Raw genomic sequence first — 19,072 nt, forward strand, 5'->3', positions numbered from 1 at the left:
GCCAGAGAGCCGGAGAAGGGCCCCGCGGGGCATGTGCGGGGCCCTTCTCACCTCAGCCGATCGTGCACGCGACGCCGTTGAGCGTGAACGAGGTCGGCTTGTCCGTGTTGCCGCTGTGGGTGGCCTGGAACCCGATGCCGACCGACGCGGACGGGTTGAGCGCGGCGTTGTAGGACGCGTTGCGCGCCGTGACCGCGCCGCTGGTGGGCGAGTAGGTGGCGTTCCACCCGCTGCTGATGGTCTGCCCGCCGGGCAGGGTGAACGCGAGCTGCCAGCCGTTGATCGCGCTGGTGGACGTGTTGGCGATGGTGATGCTCGCGGTCAGGCCGGTGTTCCAGCTGTTGACGGTGTAGGTGACCCGGCAGCCGCCGGTCGGCGGGTTGCTCGTGGTCGTCGTGGTGGTGGTGCTGGTAGTGGTCGTGGTGCTGGTGGTCGTGCTCGTCGACGTGGTGGTGGACGTGGACGTGGTGGTGTCGCCGGGCTTGTCCAACCCGAAGAACTGGATGGCGCGCAACGCCATGCCCGCGCCCATCAGGTTGTGGCCGGTGCCCTGCATGGAGATCGCCTCGACCTTGTCGCCGTAGCGGGTGCGCGTCCACCCGGACTGCGGGCTGTCGCTGGACGTCGGCGTGGTGGACAGGCCGTGCACGTTGGTCCACTGGTCGATCGTCTCGCCGAAGTTCGGGTACCGCAGCGTGTCGTCCGCGGTGCCGTGCCAGATCTGCACGCGCGGCCGGGCGCCGCTGTAGCCGGGGTGCATACCGCGGGCGAGGTTGCCCCACTCCTGCGGCGTGCGCAGCACCTGGCCGTTGGCGCAGGCGCTGTTCCAGCCGGAGCCGTCGGTGGTGGCGAAGCAGCCCGCCGGCACGCCCGCGAACGCCGCGCCGGCGGCGAACACGTCCGGGTAGTCGGCCAGCATGACGTTCGTGGTCATCGCGCCGGACGAGACACCGGTGACGAACACGCGGCTCGTGTCGCCGTTGTAGCGCTGGAGCACGTACCGGACCATCGACATCAGGCCGACCGGGTCGCTGCCGCCGTCACGCCGCAGCGCCTGCGCGCTCGACACGTCGAAGCACTGCCCGCTGCGGGTCGCCGACGGGTAGATCACGATGAAGCCGTACTGGTCGGCCAGCCGGGCGAAGTCCGTGCCCGAGTAGAACGCCGGGCCGGTGCCCGTGCAGTAGTGCACGGCCAGCAGCACGCCCGGCCTGGCCTGGGTGCGGTCCGGCACGTACAGGTGCATGCGCAGGTTGCTGGGGTTGGCGCCGAAGCCGGTGACCTCGGTGAGCGTGGCGGCCGACGCCTGCGGCGCGGCGACGAGGGCCAGCACGAAGGCCGCGGCGGCGGCCAGGGACGTCACGATCGCGCCGAGGACCTTCACGGGGCCACCACCCGTCCGGTGTTGTCGATGCGGCCGGGGCAGAGGTTCTTGGCCGCCAGGCCCTGCACGATGCGCGGCACGGCGTTGACCGTGTTCTGGTAGCTCGCGTGCATGAGCACGATGCCGCCGGCGTTCGCGCCGGTCGCCGCGCGCACGATGGCGTCGGTGGACGCGCCGTTCCAGTCCTGCGAGTCGACCGACCAGATCACCTGGGTCAGGCCGAGCTTGCGCGCCTCGGTCTGCACGGTCGCGTTCGTCGCGCCGTAGGGCGGGCGGAACAGCGTCGGCGCCTGGCCGGTGGCGTTGCGGATCGCGTTCTGGGTGTCGCCGAGCTCCTTGGCCACGGCGGCGGCGCTCAGGTTCGTCAGGTACGGGTGCGACCACGAGTGGTTGCCGACCCACATGCCGGCCTGCACGACCTCGCGGGTCAGCTGCGGCTGCTGCTGCACGCGTGAACCGAGGTCGAAGAACGTGGCGCGGGCGCCCGCCGAGCGCAGCGCGCTCACCAGCGGGCGGGTGAACTGCGCGTTCGGCCCGTCGTCGTAGGTCAGCGCGACGTACCCGTTGCAGGCGAGCGCCACCGGTCCGGTTTCCCGGGCGGGCGCGGCGCCCGCGGTGGTCGCGGACAGCAGTGGCGCGGCCAACAGCAGCACCACGGCCAGAAGGGTCCTCATGACCATTCCCTCCTCCTTGAGGATCACGGCGTGAGTTGTCGTCACTATGTGTCGCCGAGCGGTCGCGGACAACGAGTTTCGTCAAAGTTGCGAGTCTCAAATGGCACGGTGAGCTGCGGCAACGCCCGGTGCACCCGTTTGGGGGCGTCGGCTGTGCCCGAAAACTTTCGGTCAGTCGCGCCGCCGTCGGCCGTAATCCGCTGCGCGACCGCGCGCAATAATTTGCAAAACGAGGTCCGGTGGTCCGCACCCGTCATCCGGATGAATTGCAGTGTTACCGGATGCGCTTCGGCAACCCGCACCCCCAGGTGGTCCCGGACAGGCTCCCGACCTCGGTTGATGCATTCGAGTGAACCCTGCGCGCGAGCCGAATTGAATAGCCGTCGCGGACCGCGTTCCGGCATTTTCGCCGACGTCGGTCCTGCTATCGTTTCGGCCATGCAATTGACGGTGCTCGGGTGTTCGGGCAGTGCGCCGGGGCCCGATCTGCCGACCTCCGGGTACCTGGTGGAGGCGGGCGGCGTCCGGATCGTGATGGAGCTGGGCAGCGGGGTGTTCGCCCCGCTCACCCGGCTCTGCGACCCGTTCGACCTCGACGCCGTGCTGCTGTCGCACCTGCACCTCGACCACTGCGCCGACTTCGGCTCGCTCACCGTCTACCGGCGCGACCACCCGGCGCCGCCCTACGACGTCCGCGAACGCCGGTTGCCGGTGTTCGCGCCCTCGCACGCGCCGTCCCGCCTGGCCAACGCGCACGCCGCCGACCGGGCCGCGCTGGCGACCACGGACCTGACCGACACGTTCGACTTCGTCCCGCTCGCGCCCGGCCGGTACGCGGTCGGACCCGTGGAGGTCGAAGTGGCCGCCATGCGGCACATCTGCGAGGCCTACGGGTTCCGCATCTCCTACGGCGGCGTGTCGCTGGTGTTCTCCGGCGACACCGTGCCGTGCCCGGAGCTGGTGCGGCTGGCCGCCGGCGCCGACCTGCTGCTGGCCGACTCGGCGTGGCGCGAGCAGGCGGGCCGCGCGAACTACCTGCACATGAGCGGGCAGGAGGCGGGCGAGGTCGCCAAGGCCGCCGGCGTCGGCCGCCTGGTGCTGACCCACGTCCTGCCGTGGTCGGACCGTGACGGCGTCCTGGACGACGCCGCCGACGCCTTCCCCGGCCCGGTCTCGCTGGCCACCCCCGGCGCCACCTACACGCTCTAGCTGCGGGGTGCGCCTAACCCGCGAACGCGGTCGACGGCAGGCCCTCGCCGATGCCCGGCAGCACCAGGACCGACCCGGCCAACTCGCTCAACGCGTCCCCGCTCAACCCGACGCGCGCGGTCGTCACGTACAGGTCGGTGAAGTCCGCGCCGCCGAAGGCGCACGCCGTCGGCTGCCCCACCGGCAGCTCGACCTCCCGGTCCAGCGCGCCGTCCGGCGTGTACCGGTGCAACGCCGCGCCGCCCCACAGCGCGACCCAGATCGCGCCGGACGCGTCCACGGTGAGGCCGTCGGGCAGCCCGCGCGACACCTCGGCCAGCGGTCGGCGGTTCGTCGCCTCGCCGGTCTCGCGGTCGTAGTCGAGGACGTCGACCCGCCGCTCCGCCGAGTCGATGTAGTACATGAGCGTGCCGTCGGGGCTCCAGCCGATGCCGTTGCTGACGCCCAGCTTGTCCAGCACGACCTTCGCGTCGCCGCTGGGCTCCACGCGGGCCAGCCAGCCGCCAGGGTCCTCGTCGTACCGCATCGTGCCCGCCCACAGCCGGCCCGCCGGGTCGACCGCGGCGTCGTTGCCCCGCACGCCGTCGCGCGCCCAGTAGACGAGCCAGGTCTTGACGCCGTCCCGGTCGATCAGCGCCACGCCGTCACGCAGGTTCAGCACCAGGCCGCCGCGGGTCCGGGGCTTCGCCGCGCCGACGTGCTGCGGCACTTCGAGGACGGCGTCGTCGTCGCGCGACGGGCTGTACCGGTGCACCTCGCTGCCGAGCACGTCCACCCAGAGCAGCGTTCCGCTGGCGTGGTCCCACGTGGGGCCCTCACCCAGTTCCGCTTCGGCCCGCACCGCCACTTCGATCGACACCGGGACAGCCTACGGTCACGCCCCGACCCCACACGGGTGAAGACGGAGAAGTCACGGCCCGACCGAAGTCACCCGGGATCGGGGTCCCCGCGCGTAGCCTGGTGAGGTGGATCCCACCGGCCCGTACCCGCCGCCGACGCCCGAGCCGGTGGTCGCCGCGCCCAAGCCCGCCAAGCAGGCCAAGCCGTTGGCCAAGCGCGTCGTGCCGCCGAGGCCCGTGCTGTCGGCCGCGGTGGTGCTCGGCTTCGTCGGCCTGCTCTACGTCGTCGAGGCGATCGACACGGTGCTCGGCGGCCGGCTCGACGACGACGGCGTGATCCCGCGTGACTTCAGCCAGTGGGACAACATCCTGTGGTACCCGCTGCTGCACGGCGACTGGACCCACCTGACCGGCAACGCGGTGCCGCTGCTCGTGCTCGGCTACCTGGCGACCTCCGCCGGGATCAAGCAGTTCTTCCAGGTCACCGCGGTCATCTGGTTGACCAGCGGTCTCGGCGTGTGGCTCTTCGGCTCCTACGGCAGCCACATCGGCGCGTCCGGCCTCGTGTTCGGCTTCCTGGTGTTCCTGCTGGTGCGCGGCATCTTCGCGCGCAGCGTGCTGCAGATCGCGCTGGCCGTGGTGGTCTTCGCGATCTACGGCGCGGCGCTGTGGGGCGTGCTGCCGGGCCGGCCGGGCATCTCCTGGGAAGGCCACCTGTTCGGCGCGCTCGGCGGCGTCCTCGCGGCGTGGGGCGTCGCCCGGGATGCCAGGAAGGGCGCGCGGACTACGCTCGACGCGTGAGCGTCACCGCCGATTCGCCCATCGCGATCTTCGACTCCGGCGTCGGCGGGCTGACCGTCGCGCGGGCGGTCATGGACCAGCTGCCGGCCGAGCGCATCCGCTACGTGGGCGACACGGTCAACTGCCCGTACGGCCCGCTGCCGATCGCGCAGGCGCGCCGGTACGCCCTCGAAGTGATGGACCGCTTGGTCGCCGACGGCGCGAAGCTGCTGGTCATCGCCTGCAACACGGCGTCCGCCGCCTGCCTGCGCGACGCGCGCGAGCGTTACGACATCCCGGTGATCGAGGTCGTGCTGCCCGCCGTGCGCCGCGCCGTCGCCACCACCCGCACGGGCCGGGTCGGCGTCATCGGCACGGTGGGCACGGTCGCGTCCGGTGCCTACCAGGACGCGTTCGCCGCGGCCCGGGACATCGAGGTCACGGCCGTCGCGTGCCCCAGGTTCGTGGACTTCGTGGAACGCGGCACCACCTCCGGCCGCCAGGTGCTCGGCATGGCGCAGGCCTACCTGGAACCGTTGCAGCGGGCGGAGGTCGACACGCTCGTCCTCGGCTGCACCCACTACCCGCTGCTCACCGGTGTGTTGCAGATCGTGATGGGTGACGGCGTGACGCTCGTCTCCAGCGCCGAGGAAACGGTGAAGGACGTCGTGCGGGTGCTCACCGAGCGCGACTTGTTCCGCTCCGGCGACCCCGACCAGCGGTTCAGCTGCACCGGCCCGGTCGAGCCGTTCACCAGGCTGGCCCGCCGATTCCTGCCCGGGTTGGAAAAGGCGACCTTCCAAGCCCACGGTTGACCTTCCAAGGCCACCGTTGACCTGGCACGCTCCACGGGTGCTGTTGACCATCCTCGGCTGCTCGGGCAGCCTGCCGGGCCCCCACGGACCCGCATCCGGCTACCTCGTCGAGGCGGATGGCTGCCGACTCGCGATCGAACTGGGCAGCGGAGTCCTGGCGTCGCTGCAGTCGCGTCACGACGTGTTCTCGTTGGACGCGCTGCTCTTCTCCCACCTGCACCCGGACCACTGCGCCGACTTCACCACCCTGGCCGTCATCCGCCGCTACCACACCCACCCGCCGCACGACACGCGCGAACACCGGCTGCCCGTGCACGGGCCGGCCGAGACCGCGGACCGGTTCGCCCGCGCCTACGCGGAGACAGCCGACGAACTGCTCACCACGGACCTCGGCGACGTGTTCGAGTTCCGCACGTTCACCGACCGCGCGGTGACCCGCATCGGGCCGTTCGAGATCACCGCCGTCCGGGTGGACCACCCGACCGAGACCTACGGCCTCCGCATCGCCACCAAGACGGCGACCTTGGCCTACACCGGCGACACCGGGCCGTGCGAGGCGTTGAGCGACTTGGCGCGTGACGTGGACGTGCTGCTGTCCGAGGCGACGTGGACCCACTCCGACGACCGGCCGCCCGGCACGCACCTGTCGGGCGTGCAGGCGGGCGAGCTGGCGGCGCGGGCCGGTGCCGGGCGGCTGCTGCTCACGCACATCGCGCCGTGGACCGACCGGGACGCCGTGCTGGCCGAGGCGCGCAGCCGCTTCACCGGACCGGTCGACGTGGTCAACCAGGGCGACACCTACGCGGTTGACCGGTCGGAGGTGCGGGTAATCGGCGGCCATGGCAACTGATGTCGTCGAGCTGATCCTGGCCGACCACCGCAAGTTCGAGGAGCTGTTCCGCGCGCTGCGCGACCGGAACACCGACCGTTCGACGGTCCTGGGCGAGCTGGCCGCGCTGCTCGTGGCGCACGCCGAGGCCGAGGAGTCCGAGGTGTACCCGGCGCTCAAGCGGTACAAGGAGGTCGACAACGAAGAGGTCGACCACGGTGCCGAGGAGCACGCCGAGGGCCACCAGGCGTTGCTGGCGTTGATGGAGGTCGAGGACACGAGCTCCGACGAGTGGGAGAGCAAGCTGGAGGAGCTGGTCCAGGCGCTCAACCACCACGTGGACGAGGAGGAGCGGACGATCCTCAACGACGCGCGGGAGGAGGTGTCCGACGACCGGCGCGACGAGCTGGGCCGGTTGTTCGTGGAGATCCGGCAGAGCCGGTTGGACGACGACTGCGGTGACATCGACTACGTGCGCAAGATCGCGGCAGCCACGGAGGACCGGATCGACTAGCGTCGACGGCGTGTCGAACGTCGAGGTGCGTCGGGTGGGTCAGCACGACTTCGTGGCCACGAACGACCGTGGCGCGTCGGTCCGCGTCGGCCGCAAGGGGGCCGAGGGGGCGTTCACGCCGGTGGAGCTGCTGCTCGCGGCGGCGGCGGGCTGTGCGGCGGTGACGGCGGAGACGCTGGTGACCCGCCGCGTGGAGGGCGACCTGGTGGCCCGCGCGGACGACGTGCGCTCACCGGACGGCCACTCGCTGGCCAGCGTCCCGGTCGCGTTGGACTACGACATCTCCGGCTTGGACGACGCCCAGCGCGCCGCCCTGGAGACCGCCGTCCTGCGCGCGATCGACCAGCTGTGCACCGTCACCCGCACCTTGAAGTCCGCCCCACCAACCCCTCTCACCCTCCCCACCTAACCCCCGCGCGTGTCCTACGTTCAGAACACCCGTGTCCTACGTTCAGGACACCCGAGTTGAACGTTCAGAACACGATCGGCCTGTCCTGAGTGTTCAACTCGGGGTACCGGAACGTAGGACACGCGCGTTCGGAAGGTAGGACACGCGGGGGTCAGAGGGTTTGGACGAAGTCGTAGACGGCGGTCGAGCCGCTGTGGCCGATGCGGACGGTCTGGATCGTGGCGGCGGCGCCGGCGGCGACGACCAGGACGGAGACCACGACGGCGATCCGGCGCCACGTCTTCGGCACGGCCGAGTCCTCGACGGCGGCGGCGCGCTCGCGGTCGGCCAGCCGGCCCGAGACGAGCAGCGCCACGACCACCACCCCGAAGCCCAGCGCGAACGGCAGCAGGTCGTTGCCCAGGTCGGCGTGCCGCTGGATCAGCGGGTTGCCCAGCGCGGCCATCTTCGCGTACAGCTGCTCACCGGCCCACTGCGCCAACGGCACCGAGCCGACGGCCAGCAGCGTCACGCCCAGCAGCGGCCACGCGTACCGCTGCCGCCACCGCGGCACGACGGCCAGCGCGGCGGCGCCCGCGGCGGCCAGCGGGAGCAGCACCACCACCGCGTGGACCAGCAGCGGGTGCGCGGGGAGATCGAAGATCGTCACCAGGTCGTCTGCGCGTGCCATGTCTCTCCCTACGCCGGTGGGTCGCCCCCGGGTTCAGCGACATAGGGTAGTGCCGTGCTGAGGACCGATGGCAGGAACGACGACGTACTGCGCGACATCCGGATCACCCGCGGCTTCCAGCAGTGGCCCGCCGGGTCGGTGCTGATCGAGTTCGGCAACACGCGGGTGCTGTGCGCGGCCAGCGTGACCGAGGGCGTGCCGCGGTGGCGGTCCGGCTCGGGTCTCGGCTGGGTGACCGCCGAGTACGCGATGTTGCCCTCCGCCACGCACACCCGCAGTGACCGCGAGTCGGTGAAGGGCCGGGTCGGCGGCCGAACCCACGAGATCAGCCGCCTGATCGGGCGATCTCTGCGGGCGTGCATCGACCTGGCCGCGCTCGGCGAGAACACGATCGTGATCGACTGCGACGTGATCCAGGCCGACGGCGGCACCCGGACCGCCGCCATCACCGGCGCGTACGTGGCCCTGGCCGACGCCGTCACCTACCTGGGCGCCGCCGGTCGCCTGGCCGACCCCCAGCCGCTCTCGTGCGCCGTGTCGGCGGTGTCGGTCGGCGTGGTGGACGGACGGGTGCGCCTGGACCTGCCGTACGAGGAGGACTCGCGCGCCGAGGTCGACATGAACGTCGTCGCCACGGACGCGGGCACGTTGATCGAGGTCCAGGGCACCGGCGAGGGCGCGACGTTCGCCCGGTCGACGTTGGACAAGATGCTCGACCTGGCCCTGGCCGGCTGCGCCGAGCTCAACCGCATCCAGGCGGAGGCGCTGGCCCTGCCGTACCCCGGCGTCCTGCCCGAGCCGAAGGCGAAGAAGAAGTGAAGCTGCTCCTGGCCTCGCGGAACAAGAAGAAGCTCGGCGAGCTGCGCCGCATCCTGCTGGCCGAGGGGCTGGCGGGGATCGAGGTCGTCGGCCTGGACGACGTGCCGGAGTTCCCGGAGGCCCCGGAGACCGATCCGACCTTCGAGGGCAACGCCCTGGCCAAGGCCCGTGACGCGTTCAACGCCACCGGCCTGCCGTCCGTCGCGGACGACTCGGGCATCGCGATCGACGCGCTCAACGGGATGCCGGGTGTCCTGTCGGCACGGTGGTCCGGCCGGCACGGCGACGACCAGGCGAACCTGGACCTGGTCCTCGGTCAACTGCGCGACGTCCCGGACGAGCGCAGGGGAGCGGCTTTCGTCTGCACGGCGGCGTTCGTCGCCGGCCCTGACGCGGAGACCGTGGTGCGCGGCGAGTGGCGCGGCGCGATCACCCGCGAGCCGGCCGGCGAGAACGGCTTCGGCTACGACCCGATCTTCCGCCCGGAGGGCCACGAGGTCACCTCGGCCGAGTTGACGCCGGAGCAGAAGGACGAGATCTCCCACCGGGGTCGCGCCCTGCGCCTCCTGCTCCCGCACCTGCGCGAGCTGGCCCGGTCGTAACCGACCCCCGGGCCGACCACATCGGACCGATCACGCCGGGCCGCCACCTCGAACGGGTGGCGTCGCCCGGCGTTCCAGTCGTGCGGGTGATCAGACGGGCAGTTCGCGCAGCAGCTTGGCCACGTGGCCGGTCGCGCGGACGTTGTACAGGGCCTTCTTGATCTTCCCCTCGGGGTCGACCAGGAACGTCGAGCGGATCACGCCCATGACGGTCTTGCCGTAGTTCTGCTTCTCCCCGAACGCGGCCCACTCGGTCAGCACCTTGCGGTCGACGTCGGACAGAAGCGGGAAGTTCAGCCCCTCCGCGGCGGCGAACTTGGCCAGCTTCTCCGGCTTGTCCGGCGAGATGCCCACGACCTCGTACCCGGACGACGCGAGGTCGCCGATGCTGTCGCGGAAGTCGCACGCCTGCTTGGTGCACCCCGGCGTGCCCGCGGCCGGGTAGAAGTAGACGACCACGGAACGGCCGGCGTAGTCGGAAAGCGAGACGGGCTTGCCCTCGCTGTCGGGCAGCGTGAACGCCGGGGCCTGGTCGCCCGGGGACAGGCGCTTCTGCTCGGTCATGGCCCCAGACGCTACAAGGTCAGGCGACGCCCTCGAACGTCGCGCTCGGGTCCTGGTTGGCGCCGTTCGGCTCGACCACGAGCCGCAGCCGCACCGGGTCCGCGGGCACGGCGAACGCCACCGTCAGCACGGTCTCCGCGCCGGCCGCCACCTCGTTGACCGCCGCACCGACGCCGTTGAGCCCCTGCACGGAGTCGCGCACCTCGGCCACCGGCTGGCCGTCGACCGTCGCGCGCAGCGACAGCTGGCTGGTGCGGTAGGCGGTCTTGGTGCCGTTGACCACGGTCAACGTGAACACGGCGGTGCGCGGCGACTGCGGGAACGACGTGTCGCTCGGTCTCAGCGACGTGGGCGGGGACACGGTGACAGCCATGCCGTTGGCCCACACGCGCTGCGTGCCGAACGTCGTGGCCGAGGCGGAGGACAGCTCTTCACCGCGTTGCTCGGCCACCGCGGACGGACCGGGGGGCGTGGAAATGTCGGAGGGGTCCGCACATCCCGCCAGTGCCAGGCCCAGGCACACGCCTGCGGCCAGTTTGGCGAACTTCACGAACCTCCCCTTCCCGCCCCGGCGGTGGGCTTGACTGCGACTGCCACCACCATGACGGTGTCGGGGGGTGCTCGGTGACCGAACCGGGGCCTTGATTCGCACCTGGTGCATGCCTGTGGCCAAGCCGTGATGACGCACGGCTGCCCGCGTGGGCGGCGCCACACCTGGCGGCGACCACGCGGGTCGGCGGCGGCCGAGCTGTCGGACCCGTGGGTCCGGAAGTTGGGGAGCGCGTCGGGGGGCGTGCGCGCTCCACTACGATCATCGCGCGCGGTGGCCGAACCGCTACACCTATACTTCGGTCTTCACCCGTTCGGACGAACCCTGAACGGTCGAACGTCCCGCGAGTTCCGCCAGTAGTTCGTAAGACCTCAGGCGGGCCGACTGCTCGGCGACCATCGTCGTCACCATCAGCTCATCCGCTCGGGTGTCCTCCAGCAGGCGTTCGAGCTGCGCCTCGACCGTCTTCGGCGAGCCGATGATCTGCGACGCGATCCGGTCCTCGTAGATCAGCCGCTCGACGTCGGTGTACGGGTAGTCGGCGGCCTCCTGGTCGGTGGCCAGCGGACCGGGCCGCCCGCTGCGCAGCTTCACCCACGCGAGCGCGCCGGGACCGGCGATCCGGCGGGCCTGCTCGTCGGTGTCCGCCACCACGACCGAGGCGCAGACCAGCGCGTACGGCTCCGCGAGCCGCTCGGAGGGTCGGAACCGCTCGCGGTAGAGGGCCAGCGCGGGCAGCGTGTTCTCCGCGCTGAAGTGGTGCGCGAACGCGAACGGCAGCCCGAGCAGGCCCGCGACCTGCGCGCTGTAGCCGCTCGACCCGAGCAGGAACACGTCCGGCTTGTTGCCCTCGGCGGGCATCGCGTTGAGCTCTTCGGTGCCGTCGAAGTAGCCGGTCAGCTCGCTGAGCTGCTGCGGGAAGTCGTCCACCGACAGCGGGCCGGCGGTGCGGCGCAACGCCTGCGCGGTGCGCTGGTCGGTGCCGGGCGCGCGGCCGATGCCCAGGTCGATGCGGCCGGGGTGCAGGGCGGACAGCGTGCCGAACTGCTCGGCCACGACCAGCGGCGGGTGGTTGGGCAGCATCACGCCGCCGGAGCCGACCCGCAGCGTGGTGGTGGCGTCGGCGACGTGGCCGATCAGGATCGCGGGGGAGGAGCTGGCGATGCCGGGCATGTTGTGGTGCTCGGCCAGCCAGAACCGGGTGAAGCCGAACCGCTCGACGTGCTGGGCGAGCTCGCGCGTCTGCTGGAGTGCCACGCGCGCGTTCGTCGCCGTCGTGACGGTGGCGAGGTCGAGCGCGGACAAGGGCACGTCACGAAGTCGGCTCATGACATCGACCAACGCCAGAGCCCCCGAATGCCTTCCGCATGTGACGGTAACGACACCGGGAAGTGGCCGGCCCGCCGCCGGCGTTGACCAAGACATGGACGTGGTGGTCATCGGTGCAGGCCAGGCGGGACTGTCGGCGGCCTACTTCCTCCGGCGCGCGAACCTCGACCACGTCGTGCTGGACGCGGACGCCGGTCCGGGCGGCGCGTGGCGGCACCGCTGGCCGACGCTGCGGATGGCGACCGTGCACGGCATCCACGACCTGCCGGGCATGCCGTTCGCCGAGCCGGACCCCACCGCGCCCGCCAACGAGGTGCTGCCCGCCTACTTCGCCGACTTCGAGCGCCGCAACGGCATCGAGGTGCGGCGGCCGGTGCGCGTGCACGCCGTGCGCGACCACGGCGGCCTGCTGCGCGTCGAGACCGACCGCGGCGTCTGGGAGGCCGAGGCGCTGGTCAACGCCACCGGCACGTGGACCCGCCCGTTCTGGCCCCGCTACCCCGGCCAGGAGCTGTTCGCGGGCAGGCAGCTGCACTCCTCGCAGTACCGGGGTCCGGCGGAGTTCGCCGGGCAGCACGTGGTCGTGGTCGGCGGCGGCACGTCGGCCGTGCAGCAGCTGCTGGAGATCGACCGGCACGCCGCCCGCACCACCTGGGCGACGCGGCGTGAGCCGGAGTTCTTCGACGAGCCGTTCACGCCGGAGCTCGGCCGCGCCGTGGTCGCGAAGGTGGAGGACCGCGTCCGCCGGGGCCTGCCGCCCCGCAGCGTGGTCGGCGTGACCGGCCTGAACCTCACCCCGGCCGTCCGCGACGCCCTCGCGACCGGCGTGCTGGCCCGGCGGCCGGTGTTCGACCGGATCACCGAGGACGGCGTGGTCTGGCCGGACGGCACGCACGAGCGGGTCGACGCGATCCTGTGGGCGACCGGGTTCCGCGCCGCCCTCGACCACCTCGCCCCGCTGCGCCTGCGCGGACCCGGCGGCGGCATCCGGCTCGACGGCACGAAGGTCGTCGCGGACCCGCGCGTGCACCTCGTCGGCTACGGCCCGTCGGCCAGCACGGTCGGCGCCACCAGGGCGGGCCGTGCGGCGGCGAAGGAGATCAAGGCGTCGCTGTCCCGCCGACAGGCCGCTTGACCAGCCGCGACACCTTCTGCCCGAGCAGGTTGGCCCCGACGCCCAGCTTGTAGCGCAGCAGGTCCAACCGGCCCACGTGGCGCCGCGCCAGGAAATCCCGGGTGGCCGCCGCGTCGAAGAACCACGGGAACAGCGACGACGGGTCGTTGAACCCCTCCCACAGCTGCTCGCCGATGTCCTCCCGGCGTGACGCGGCGAGCATCACGGCCTTCTGCTCGTCGTTGAGCGGCTCGAGCAGCCCGTTGGAGAAGTCGCTGGCGTAGCACCCGCGCTCCCACCACTCGTCGAACCTCTCGGTCAGCCACGACGCGGTGAACGGGCCGCCGTGCGCGGTCAGCTCCTCGGCGAAGAACCGGGCCATCCGGGTGGCGTTGTTCGCGCCCTGGCCGGCCAGCGGGTCGTTGAGCACGACGGCGTCGCCGAGGCCGAGCACGTGCCGCCCGGACGGCAGCACGGCGACCGGTTTGCGCACCACCGGCACGACCTGGCCCTTGATCCAGGTCACCGGGCTGGTCGCGCGCGCGGGCCGCAGGAACGCCGACTCGTGCGGGAACAGGTCGTCCACCACGGTCTTGAGCACGGCCAGGCCCTCGTCGGCCGAGGTCACGTCGCCGAACAGGTCGGCGCGGCCACCCGGCGCCGCCTCGACCACGATGCTGCGCGACTCGCCGACGTCCTTGTCGTAGAACGGGATCCAGAAGATCTCCAGCGTGCCCGGCAGGAACGAGAACACGCCTTCCCGGTGCTCGGGCCGGGCGGCCAGGTCGTAGCCGTGGATGTTGACCATGAACAGGCTGCGCTGCGGCTCCGAGTGCACCGACCGGGCCGGGTCGCGCTCGAACAGGCCGGTCAGCGACTTGTGCCCGGCCGTGACGACCACCAGGTCGTGCGACGCGGCCAGCCGGTCCAGGTCGTCGACGCCGACCGTGCCGATCACCACCGCCACGCCGCGCGACTCCAGCTCCTTGAGGCCGGTGGAGAACTTCAACCGCTGGTCGACCGCCAGCGCGGGCTTGCGCAGCGGCGCGTCGACCGAGAACGCGAGCGAGCGGTCGTCCGTGAACAGGTCCAGGTGGATGCGGCGCATCCGGGACGCCTCGGGCCAGAAGTCCAGGCCCAGCTCGGCCTCGTACTCGACCTGGTCGCCGAACAGGCAGGCGGTCGGCCGGCCGCGGTCACCGAGGTGGTCCTCCGCCGTCCGATCGGAGTAGAGCGTGACCCGCCAACCGGCGCGCGCGAGCGCCGCAGATAACACCAGACCCGCTTGACCTGCGCCGATGACCGCGATTGTGCTCACGCTACAGATCCTTGGCAGGGATGCGGGAAGCGCCAATAGCACGATCGGGTCGACTAACCTCGACCAGGTGCACAGGGGGTGGCGCGCTGTTGCCGGATTGTTGCTCGGCTTCGCTTCCGCGCTGGTGGATCTGTTCGTCGTGGCGTTCGCCCGGAAGTGGGTCGTCGCCCTCGCCGGGTGGGAACGGCGGCGGCTGCGGTCGTTCCTCGGGATCGACAGCGCCGAGCCGACGCGGGAGCAGGCGGCGCGCTACCTCGCCGTGCGCGCGCCGGTCGGCCTGTTCGGCGGGTTCGTGCTGGCCTGGCTGTTCTACGGCTTGGCGATGGCCGCGATCGTGCTGTACCGGCTGGTCGCGGGCGGTCCGGAGAGCGGCCTCGACCGCTCCGACGACTGGACCGCGTTCCTGTGGACGGGGCTGATCGGCCTGGTCCTGCTCTACATCGAGGTCCAGGGCATCATCGGCGTGATCGCGCTGGAGGGGAAGGTCGCCCGCCGCTGGCTCGGCCCGAGCGAGGCCGAGCTGCTGCGCCTGCGCATCGACGAGCTGGCCGAGAGCCGGGCGGGCATCGTGGCGGCCGTCGACGCCGAGCGCAGGCGCATCGAGCGCGACCTGCACGACGGCGTGCAGCAGCGGCTGGTCGCGCTGGGCATGCTCCTCGGCCGCGCCCGCCGCAACCCCGACCACACCGCCGAGCTGCTGGCGCAGGCGCACGAGGAGTCCCGGCACGTCCTGGAGGACCTGCGGGAGGTGGCCTGGCGGGTCTACCCGGCGGCGCTGGACTCGTCGGGCCTGGTCGAGGCGCTGGAGGCGGTGGCGGACCGGTCCTCGATCCCGGTGCGCATCCGGTGCGCGCCCCTGGCCGCGCCGCCGCGGGTGGAGACCGCGGTGTACTTCGTGGTCTGCGAGGCGGTGACCAACGCGGCCAAGCACTCGGGTGCGACCATGATCGTCGTGGACATCACCGAGGAGGCGGGGGCGGTGCGCGTGCGGGTCGTGGACGACGGCGTCGGGGGAGCGGACCCGGCCGGCGGCGGGCTGGCCGGCCTGTCCCGGCGGGTGCTCGCGCTGGACGGCGCGTTCGACGTGACGAGCCCGGCCGGCGGTCCCACGGTGATCACCGCGGACGTGCCGTGCGGGTGATCCTGGCCGAGGACTCGACGTTGCTGCGCGAAGGCCTGGTGCGGCTCCTGGTCGAGGAGGGCCACGACGTGCTCGCCGCCGTGGGCGACGCGGAAGCCCTGCTCGGCGCGGTCGCGGCGCACCTGCCGGACGTGGTGGTGACCGACGTGCGGATGCCGCCCACGAACTCCGACGAGGGCCTCAAGGCGGCGTTGGAGATCCGCAGGCGGTTCCCCGGCGTCGGCGTGCTGGTGCTGTCGCAGTACGTCGAGCAGCGTTACGCCGTCGACCTGCTCACCGAGCACGCCGACGGCGTGGGCTACCTGCTCAAGGACCGCGTGGTCCAGGTGGAGGAGTTCCTGGACGCGCTGCGCCGGGTCGGCGCGGGCGACGTGGCGTTCGACCCGGAGGTGGTGCGGCGGCTGCTGGCCCGCACGACCCACCCGCTGGGCGTGCTGACCGAGCGGGAGCGCCAGGTGCTGGCGCACATGGCCGAGGGGCACACGAACAACGCCATCGCGGCCCGGCTGCACGTGTCGCGCAGCGCGGTGGAGAAGCACATCAACTCGATCTTCGACAAGCTGGGCCTGTCCGACGTGGACGGCTACAGCAGGCGCGTGCTGGCGATCCTGCGCTACTTGCGGGCCTGATCCTTCTTCCTGTTCCTGCTCACGCGCGACACCACGAACCAGCCGACGGCCAGCACGACCACGCCGATCACGATCTTCGACACGACACCCGTGTACTGGTCGACGAGGTGGTAGTTCGCGCCCAGCGCGTACCCGGCGAGGATGAGCGCGGAGTTCCAGATCAGGCTGCCGGCCGCGGTCAGCAGCAGGAAACCGGGCAGCGGCATGCGCTCCACGCCCGCCGGGATGGAGATGAGGCTGCGGAAGATCGGGACCATCCGGCCGAAGAACACCGTCGCCTTGCCGTGCCGGGCGAACCACTCCTCGGTCCGGTCCACATCGGACACGTCGACCAGCGGCAGCCGTCGCGCGATGGCCCTGATCCGGTCACGGCCCAGCGCCGCGCCGAGGTAGTACAGCGCGAGCGCGCCGGCGACCGACCCGGTGGTGGTCCACAGGATCGCGGCGAACAAGCTCATCTTGCCCTGGCTCGCGGTGAACCCCGCCAACGGCAGGAACAGCTCGCTCGGCAGGGGCGGGAAGAGGTTCTCCAGCGCGATCGCGATCCCGGCGCCGGGCGCGCCGAGCGTTTCCATCAGGTCGGTGACCCACGAGACGACATCCATGATCCCAAGTTACGAACGCGCCGCGGCCCTCGCCATGATGCCGACCGCACACCGGGGTGCGGAAAACCTCAGTTACCGGTTGCGGCGTGCGCGGCGAGCCCTCTGGCGTACCGCGCGATCACAGCTCGGAGCACCAGGCGGTAGAGCCACCCCGTCCCGCGCCTGCCCGGCTCGAACGACGAGTGCCAGTGGATCGCCGTCCCGTCGCCGTCCGGCGCGAGGTCGATGAACGCCTGGTAGTCGCGAATGGAGAGACCGGACAACAGGACGTAGCCCACCCGCCGGTTCGGCGTCAGTTCGACGACCTCCTCCCTCGTGAGCGCCTTGCGGCCTTTGTTCTCGAATACCCGCACTTCGCCCACGCCACTCGCGTTCCCGGCGCGTTCCCGTTCGTAGCGCACCGCGGGCGACCAGTCGGGCCACGTCGAGCTGTCCGCGGCCAGGCGGTAGACCCGGTCCGGCGGGGCTTCGCTGCGCACGCGGACGTCCACTCTTTGTACCATGCGGTACATGTACCATCTGGTACATGTCGGAACAAGGGCCTGCCCGCGAACGCCTGCTCACCGCCGTCGTCGACCACCTGGCCGAGCGGGGCCTGGGCGACCTGAGCCTGCGCCGGCTGGCCGAGGGGGTCGGCACGAGCCACCGGATGCTGATCTACCACTTCGGCTCGATGGAGGGCCTGCTGGTGGAGGTCGTGCGGCTGGTGGAGGCCCGTCAGCGCGCGCTGCTGGCCTCCCTGCCGCTGGACGACCCGGCCGAGGCCGCCCGCGCGTTCTGGCGCACGCTCACCGACCCGTCCCTGCGCGCCCACGAACGGCTGTTCTTCGAGCTCTACGCCCAAGCCGCCCAGGGGCGTCCCGGCACCACCCCGCTGCTGGACGGCATCGTCACCGACTGGCTGGCGCCGGTGGCCGCCATCCAGCGCTCCCTCGGCCACCCGCCCGACGTCGCCGAGGCCCGCGCCCGCCTGGGCCTCGCCGTCGCCCGCGGCCTCCTCCTGGACCTGATCGCCACCGGCGACCTGCCCGCCGTGAACGCCGCCATGGACCAGTTCATCGCCCTGACCACCACCTGACCCCGAGAGTCGTCCCCCCACCCCGCGCGAGTCCTACGTTCGGAACGCGCGTGTCCTACGTTCGCGCACCCCGAGTTGAACACTCAGCGCAAGATCAACAGTGCTGAGTGTTCAACTCGGGTGTTCTGAACGTAGGACACGCGCGACGCGAACGTAGGACACGCGCGGGGTGGAGGTTGGACTCTCGGCGGGTGGGGGTTGGACTCTCGGGGGACGTAGGATCGGTCGGCGTGAAGCGGATCCCGGTGATCGTGGTGGCGGGGTTCCTCGGCTCCGGCAAGACGACGTTGCTCAACCACCTGCTCGGCGGCAGTCGCGGCACGCGGGTCGGGGTGGTGGTCAACGACTTCGGCGCCATCGGCATCGACGCGATGAGCGTGGCCGGCCAGGTCGACTCCACCGTCTCCCTCAGCAACGGGTGCCTGTGCTGCGCGGTGGACGTCAGCGAGCTCGACGGGATGCTGGCCAAGCTCGCCCCGCTGGTCGACGTGATCGTCATCGAGGCGAGCGGCCTGGCCGAACCGCAGGCCATGGCACGGATGGTGCTCGCCGGCGAGAACCCGCGCCTGTCCTACGGCGGCCTGGTGCTGCTGGTCGACGCGGCGGAGTTCCCCGACGACCTGGCACGCCACGTGCGCGTGGCCGACCTGGTGGTGCTGAACAAGGTCGACCGCGTCACGGACCCCTCGGCGCTCGCGGCCGAGATCGACCGGCTCAAGCCCGGCGTGCCCGTGGTCCGGTCGTCGTTCGGCCGCGTCGACCCGGCCCTGCTGTTCGACCCGCGCCCGCGGGAGCGGGTCGGCCAGCTGTCGTTCGAAGACCTGCTGGACGAAGAGCACGACCACGTGCGCTACGACAGCGTGGAGTTCACCGGCGGCGCGATGAACCCGTTGCGGCTCATGGCCTTCCTCGACGCGCGACCCAAGGGCCTGTACCGGATCAAGGGCTTCGTGCGGTTCGACGTGCCCGGTCACCGGCAGCGGTTCGGCCTGCACACCGTGGGCGCGTTCCTGCGGTTCGAGCGCTCGGCGTGGCCGGGGCCGCGGCGCACCGAGCTCGTGCTGATCGGCACGGGCCTGGACGTCGCCGCGATCCGCGCCGACCTGGCCGCCTGCGAGGAACCGGACCCGGCCGCGGTGGACCCGCAGTCGATGCTGGAGGTCCTGCGCTACACGGCGTGACCCGGAGGGGACGGGTGAG

23 protein-coding genes are annotated in these 19,072 nt (G+C 71.8%); 13 read left to right on the top strand and 10 right to left on the bottom strand.

Features of this window, described 5'->3' with window-relative positions; translation table 11 throughout:
• Nucleotides 1-52: 52 nt before the first annotated feature.
• Entirely contained in the window at nucleotides 53-1,384 is a 1,332-nt protein-coding gene (locus tag IOD16_RS02930) for an extracellular catalytic domain type 1 short-chain-length polyhydroxyalkanoate depolymerase (RefSeq protein WP_236594709.1), read from the bottom strand.
• Nucleotides 1,381-2,058, bottom strand: a complete 678-nt coding sequence (locus IOD16_RS02935) for a polysaccharide deacetylase family protein (RefSeq protein ID WP_236594710.1) — start codon at nucleotides 2,056-2,058, stop codon at nucleotides 1,381-1,383. Before IOD16_RS02935 ends, IOD16_RS02930 begins: the two co-directional genes overlap by 4 nt.
• A 438-nt stretch (nucleotides 2,059-2,496) precedes the next feature.
• On the opposite strand from IOD16_RS02935, the gene IOD16_RS02940 reads away from it, so the two are divergent.
• On the top strand, nucleotides 2,497-3,267 hold the full coding sequence (locus IOD16_RS02940; protein WP_201438783.1) for an MBL fold metallo-hydrolase: 771 nt from the start codon (nucleotides 2,497-2,499) through the stop codon (nucleotides 3,265-3,267).
• A 13-nt stretch (nucleotides 3,268-3,280) separates the two neighbouring features.
• Here IOD16_RS02940 and IOD16_RS02945 read toward each other — a convergent pair whose 3' ends face one another.
• Nucleotides 3,281-4,126 carry an SMP-30/gluconolactonase/LRE family protein gene (locus IOD16_RS02945; RefSeq protein WP_201438784.1) on the bottom strand — a complete coding sequence of 282 codons (846 nt, stop codon included), beginning with the start codon at nucleotides 4,124-4,126 and terminating at the stop codon, nucleotides 3,281-3,283.
• Nucleotides 4,127-4,232: 106 nt separating this feature from the next.
• On the opposite strand from IOD16_RS02945, the gene IOD16_RS02950 reads away from it, so the two are divergent.
• Genes IOD16_RS02950 through IOD16_RS02970 form a run of 5 tightly spaced genes read left to right on the top strand, consistent with a single transcriptional unit; the run spans nucleotide 4,233 to nucleotide 7,453 of the window.
• Nucleotides 4,233-4,907 carry a rhomboid family intramembrane serine protease gene (locus tag IOD16_RS02950; protein WP_201438785.1) on the top strand — a complete coding sequence of 225 codons (675 nt, stop codon included), beginning with the start codon at nucleotides 4,233-4,235 and terminating at the stop codon, nucleotides 4,905-4,907.
• Nucleotides 4,904-5,701, top strand: a complete 798-nt coding sequence (gene murI, locus IOD16_RS02955) for a glutamate racemase (protein WP_201438786.1) — start codon at nucleotides 4,904-4,906, stop codon at nucleotides 5,699-5,701. Before IOD16_RS02950 ends, murI begins: the two co-directional genes overlap by 4 nt.
• Nucleotides 5,702-5,738: 37 nt before the next feature.
• Nucleotides 5,739-6,551: an MBL fold metallo-hydrolase gene (locus IOD16_RS02960; RefSeq protein WP_201438787.1), complete on the top strand. Its 813-nt coding sequence runs from the start codon at nucleotides 5,739-5,741 to the stop codon at nucleotides 6,549-6,551.
• Entirely contained in the window at nucleotides 6,541-7,044 is a 504-nt protein-coding gene (locus IOD16_RS02965; RefSeq protein WP_201438788.1) for a hemerythrin domain-containing protein, read from the top strand. The genes IOD16_RS02960 and IOD16_RS02965 overlap by 11 nt, the downstream gene beginning before the upstream one ends.
• A gap of 10 nt (nucleotides 7,045-7,054) precedes the next feature.
• Nucleotides 7,055-7,453, top strand: a complete 399-nt coding sequence (locus IOD16_RS02970) for an OsmC family protein (protein ID WP_236594711.1) — start codon at nucleotides 7,055-7,057, stop codon at nucleotides 7,451-7,453.
• 151 nt (nucleotides 7,454-7,604) lie between these two features.
• Here IOD16_RS02970 and IOD16_RS02975 read toward each other — a convergent pair whose 3' ends face one another.
• Nucleotides 7,605-8,123 (bottom strand): DUF2231 domain-containing protein, encoded by a 519-nt coding sequence (locus IOD16_RS02975; RefSeq protein ID WP_201438789.1) that lies wholly within the window; start codon nucleotides 8,121-8,123, stop codon nucleotides 7,605-7,607.
• A 54-nt stretch (nucleotides 8,124-8,177) separates the two neighbouring features.
• On the opposite strand from IOD16_RS02975, the gene rph reads away from it, so the two are divergent.
• Both rph and rdgB read left to right on the top strand, forming a co-directional pair.
• Nucleotides 8,178-8,942: a ribonuclease PH gene (gene rph / locus IOD16_RS02980; protein WP_201438790.1), complete on the top strand. Its 765-nt coding sequence runs from the start codon at nucleotides 8,178-8,180 to the stop codon at nucleotides 8,940-8,942.
• Nucleotides 8,939-9,544, top strand: a complete 606-nt coding sequence (gene rdgB, locus IOD16_RS02985; protein ID WP_201438791.1) for an RdgB/HAM1 family non-canonical purine NTP pyrophosphatase — start codon at nucleotides 8,939-8,941, stop codon at nucleotides 9,542-9,544. The genes rph and rdgB overlap by 4 nt, the downstream gene beginning before the upstream one ends.
• A gap of 90 nt (nucleotides 9,545-9,634) precedes the next feature.
• On the opposite strand, the gene bcp is transcribed toward rdgB, so the two are convergent.
• The 3 genes from bcp to IOD16_RS03000 form a co-directional block, all read right to left on the bottom strand.
• Entirely contained in the window at nucleotides 9,635-10,108 is a 474-nt protein-coding gene (bcp, locus tag IOD16_RS02990; protein WP_201438792.1) for a thioredoxin-dependent thiol peroxidase, read from the bottom strand.
• Nucleotides 10,109-10,127: 19 nt separating this feature from the next.
• The gene (locus IOD16_RS02995) at nucleotides 10,128-10,658 is read right to left on the bottom strand and encodes a hypothetical protein (protein ID WP_123743794.1); all 531 of its coding nucleotides are present in this window, start codon (nucleotides 10,656-10,658) and stop codon (nucleotides 10,128-10,130) included.
• Between the two features lie 291 nt (nucleotides 10,659-10,949).
• A complete protein-coding gene (locus tag IOD16_RS03000) occupies nucleotides 10,950-11,987 on the bottom strand; it encodes an LLM class flavin-dependent oxidoreductase (RefSeq protein WP_201438793.1) in 1,038 nt (345 codons plus the stop codon).
• 94 nt (nucleotides 11,988-12,081) lie between these two features.
• Here IOD16_RS03000 and IOD16_RS03005 point away from each other — a divergent pair, with 94 nt between their 5' ends.
• A complete protein-coding gene (locus IOD16_RS03005; protein WP_201438794.1) occupies nucleotides 12,082-13,122 on the top strand; it encodes an FAD-dependent oxidoreductase in 1,041 nt (346 codons plus the stop codon).
• On the opposite strand, the gene IOD16_RS03010 is transcribed toward IOD16_RS03005, so the two are convergent.
• Nucleotides 13,088-14,419, bottom strand: a complete 1,332-nt coding sequence (locus tag IOD16_RS03010) for a styrene monooxygenase/indole monooxygenase family protein (protein WP_201438795.1) — start codon at nucleotides 14,417-14,419, stop codon at nucleotides 13,088-13,090. The two genes, IOD16_RS03005 and IOD16_RS03010, sit on opposite strands and share 35 nt — an antisense overlap.
• Nucleotides 14,420-14,543: 124 nt before the next feature.
• Between IOD16_RS03010 and IOD16_RS03015 the strand changes: the two genes are divergently transcribed.
• Together IOD16_RS03015 and IOD16_RS03020 are read left to right on the top strand one after the other, a co-directional pair.
• Nucleotides 14,544-15,560, top strand: coding sequence for a sensor histidine kinase (locus tag IOD16_RS03015; RefSeq protein ID WP_236594712.1), 1,017 nt, complete (start codon nucleotides 14,544-14,546; stop codon nucleotides 15,558-15,560).
• Nucleotides 15,551-16,189: a response regulator transcription factor gene (locus IOD16_RS03020; protein ID WP_201438797.1), complete on the top strand. Its 639-nt coding sequence runs from the start codon at nucleotides 15,551-15,553 to the stop codon at nucleotides 16,187-16,189. Before IOD16_RS03015 ends, IOD16_RS03020 begins: the two co-directional genes overlap by 10 nt.
• On the opposite strand, the gene IOD16_RS03025 is transcribed toward IOD16_RS03020, so the two are convergent.
• Complete coding sequence (locus IOD16_RS03025; RefSeq protein ID WP_201438798.1) at nucleotides 16,174-16,794, bottom strand: DedA family protein; 621 nt, start codon at nucleotides 16,792-16,794, stop codon at nucleotides 16,174-16,176. The two genes, IOD16_RS03020 and IOD16_RS03025, sit on opposite strands and share 16 nt — an antisense overlap.
• 68 nt (nucleotides 16,795-16,862) lie before the next feature.
• Nucleotides 16,863-17,285, bottom strand: a complete 423-nt coding sequence (locus IOD16_RS03030) for an SRPBCC family protein (protein WP_236594713.1) — start codon at nucleotides 17,283-17,285, stop codon at nucleotides 16,863-16,865.
• Nucleotides 17,286-17,320: 35 nt separating this feature from the next.
• Here IOD16_RS03030 and IOD16_RS03035 point away from each other — a divergent pair, with 35 nt between their 5' ends.
• A complete protein-coding gene (locus tag IOD16_RS03035) occupies nucleotides 17,321-17,872 on the top strand; it encodes a TetR/AcrR family transcriptional regulator (RefSeq protein ID WP_201438800.1) in 552 nt (183 codons plus the stop codon).
• Between the two features lie 230 nt (nucleotides 17,873-18,102).
• Nucleotides 18,103-19,053 carry a CobW family GTP-binding protein gene (locus IOD16_RS03040; protein WP_201438801.1) on the top strand — a complete coding sequence of 317 codons (951 nt, stop codon included), beginning with the start codon at nucleotides 18,103-18,105 and terminating at the stop codon, nucleotides 19,051-19,053.
• Nucleotides 19,054-19,072: the final 19 nt, after the last annotated feature.

Source organism: Saccharothrix sp. 6-C, assembly GCF_016695385.1.
In the GTDB taxonomy this organism is placed as follows: Bacteria; Actinomycetota; Actinomycetes; order Mycobacteriales; family Pseudonocardiaceae; genus Actinosynnema; species Actinosynnema texasense.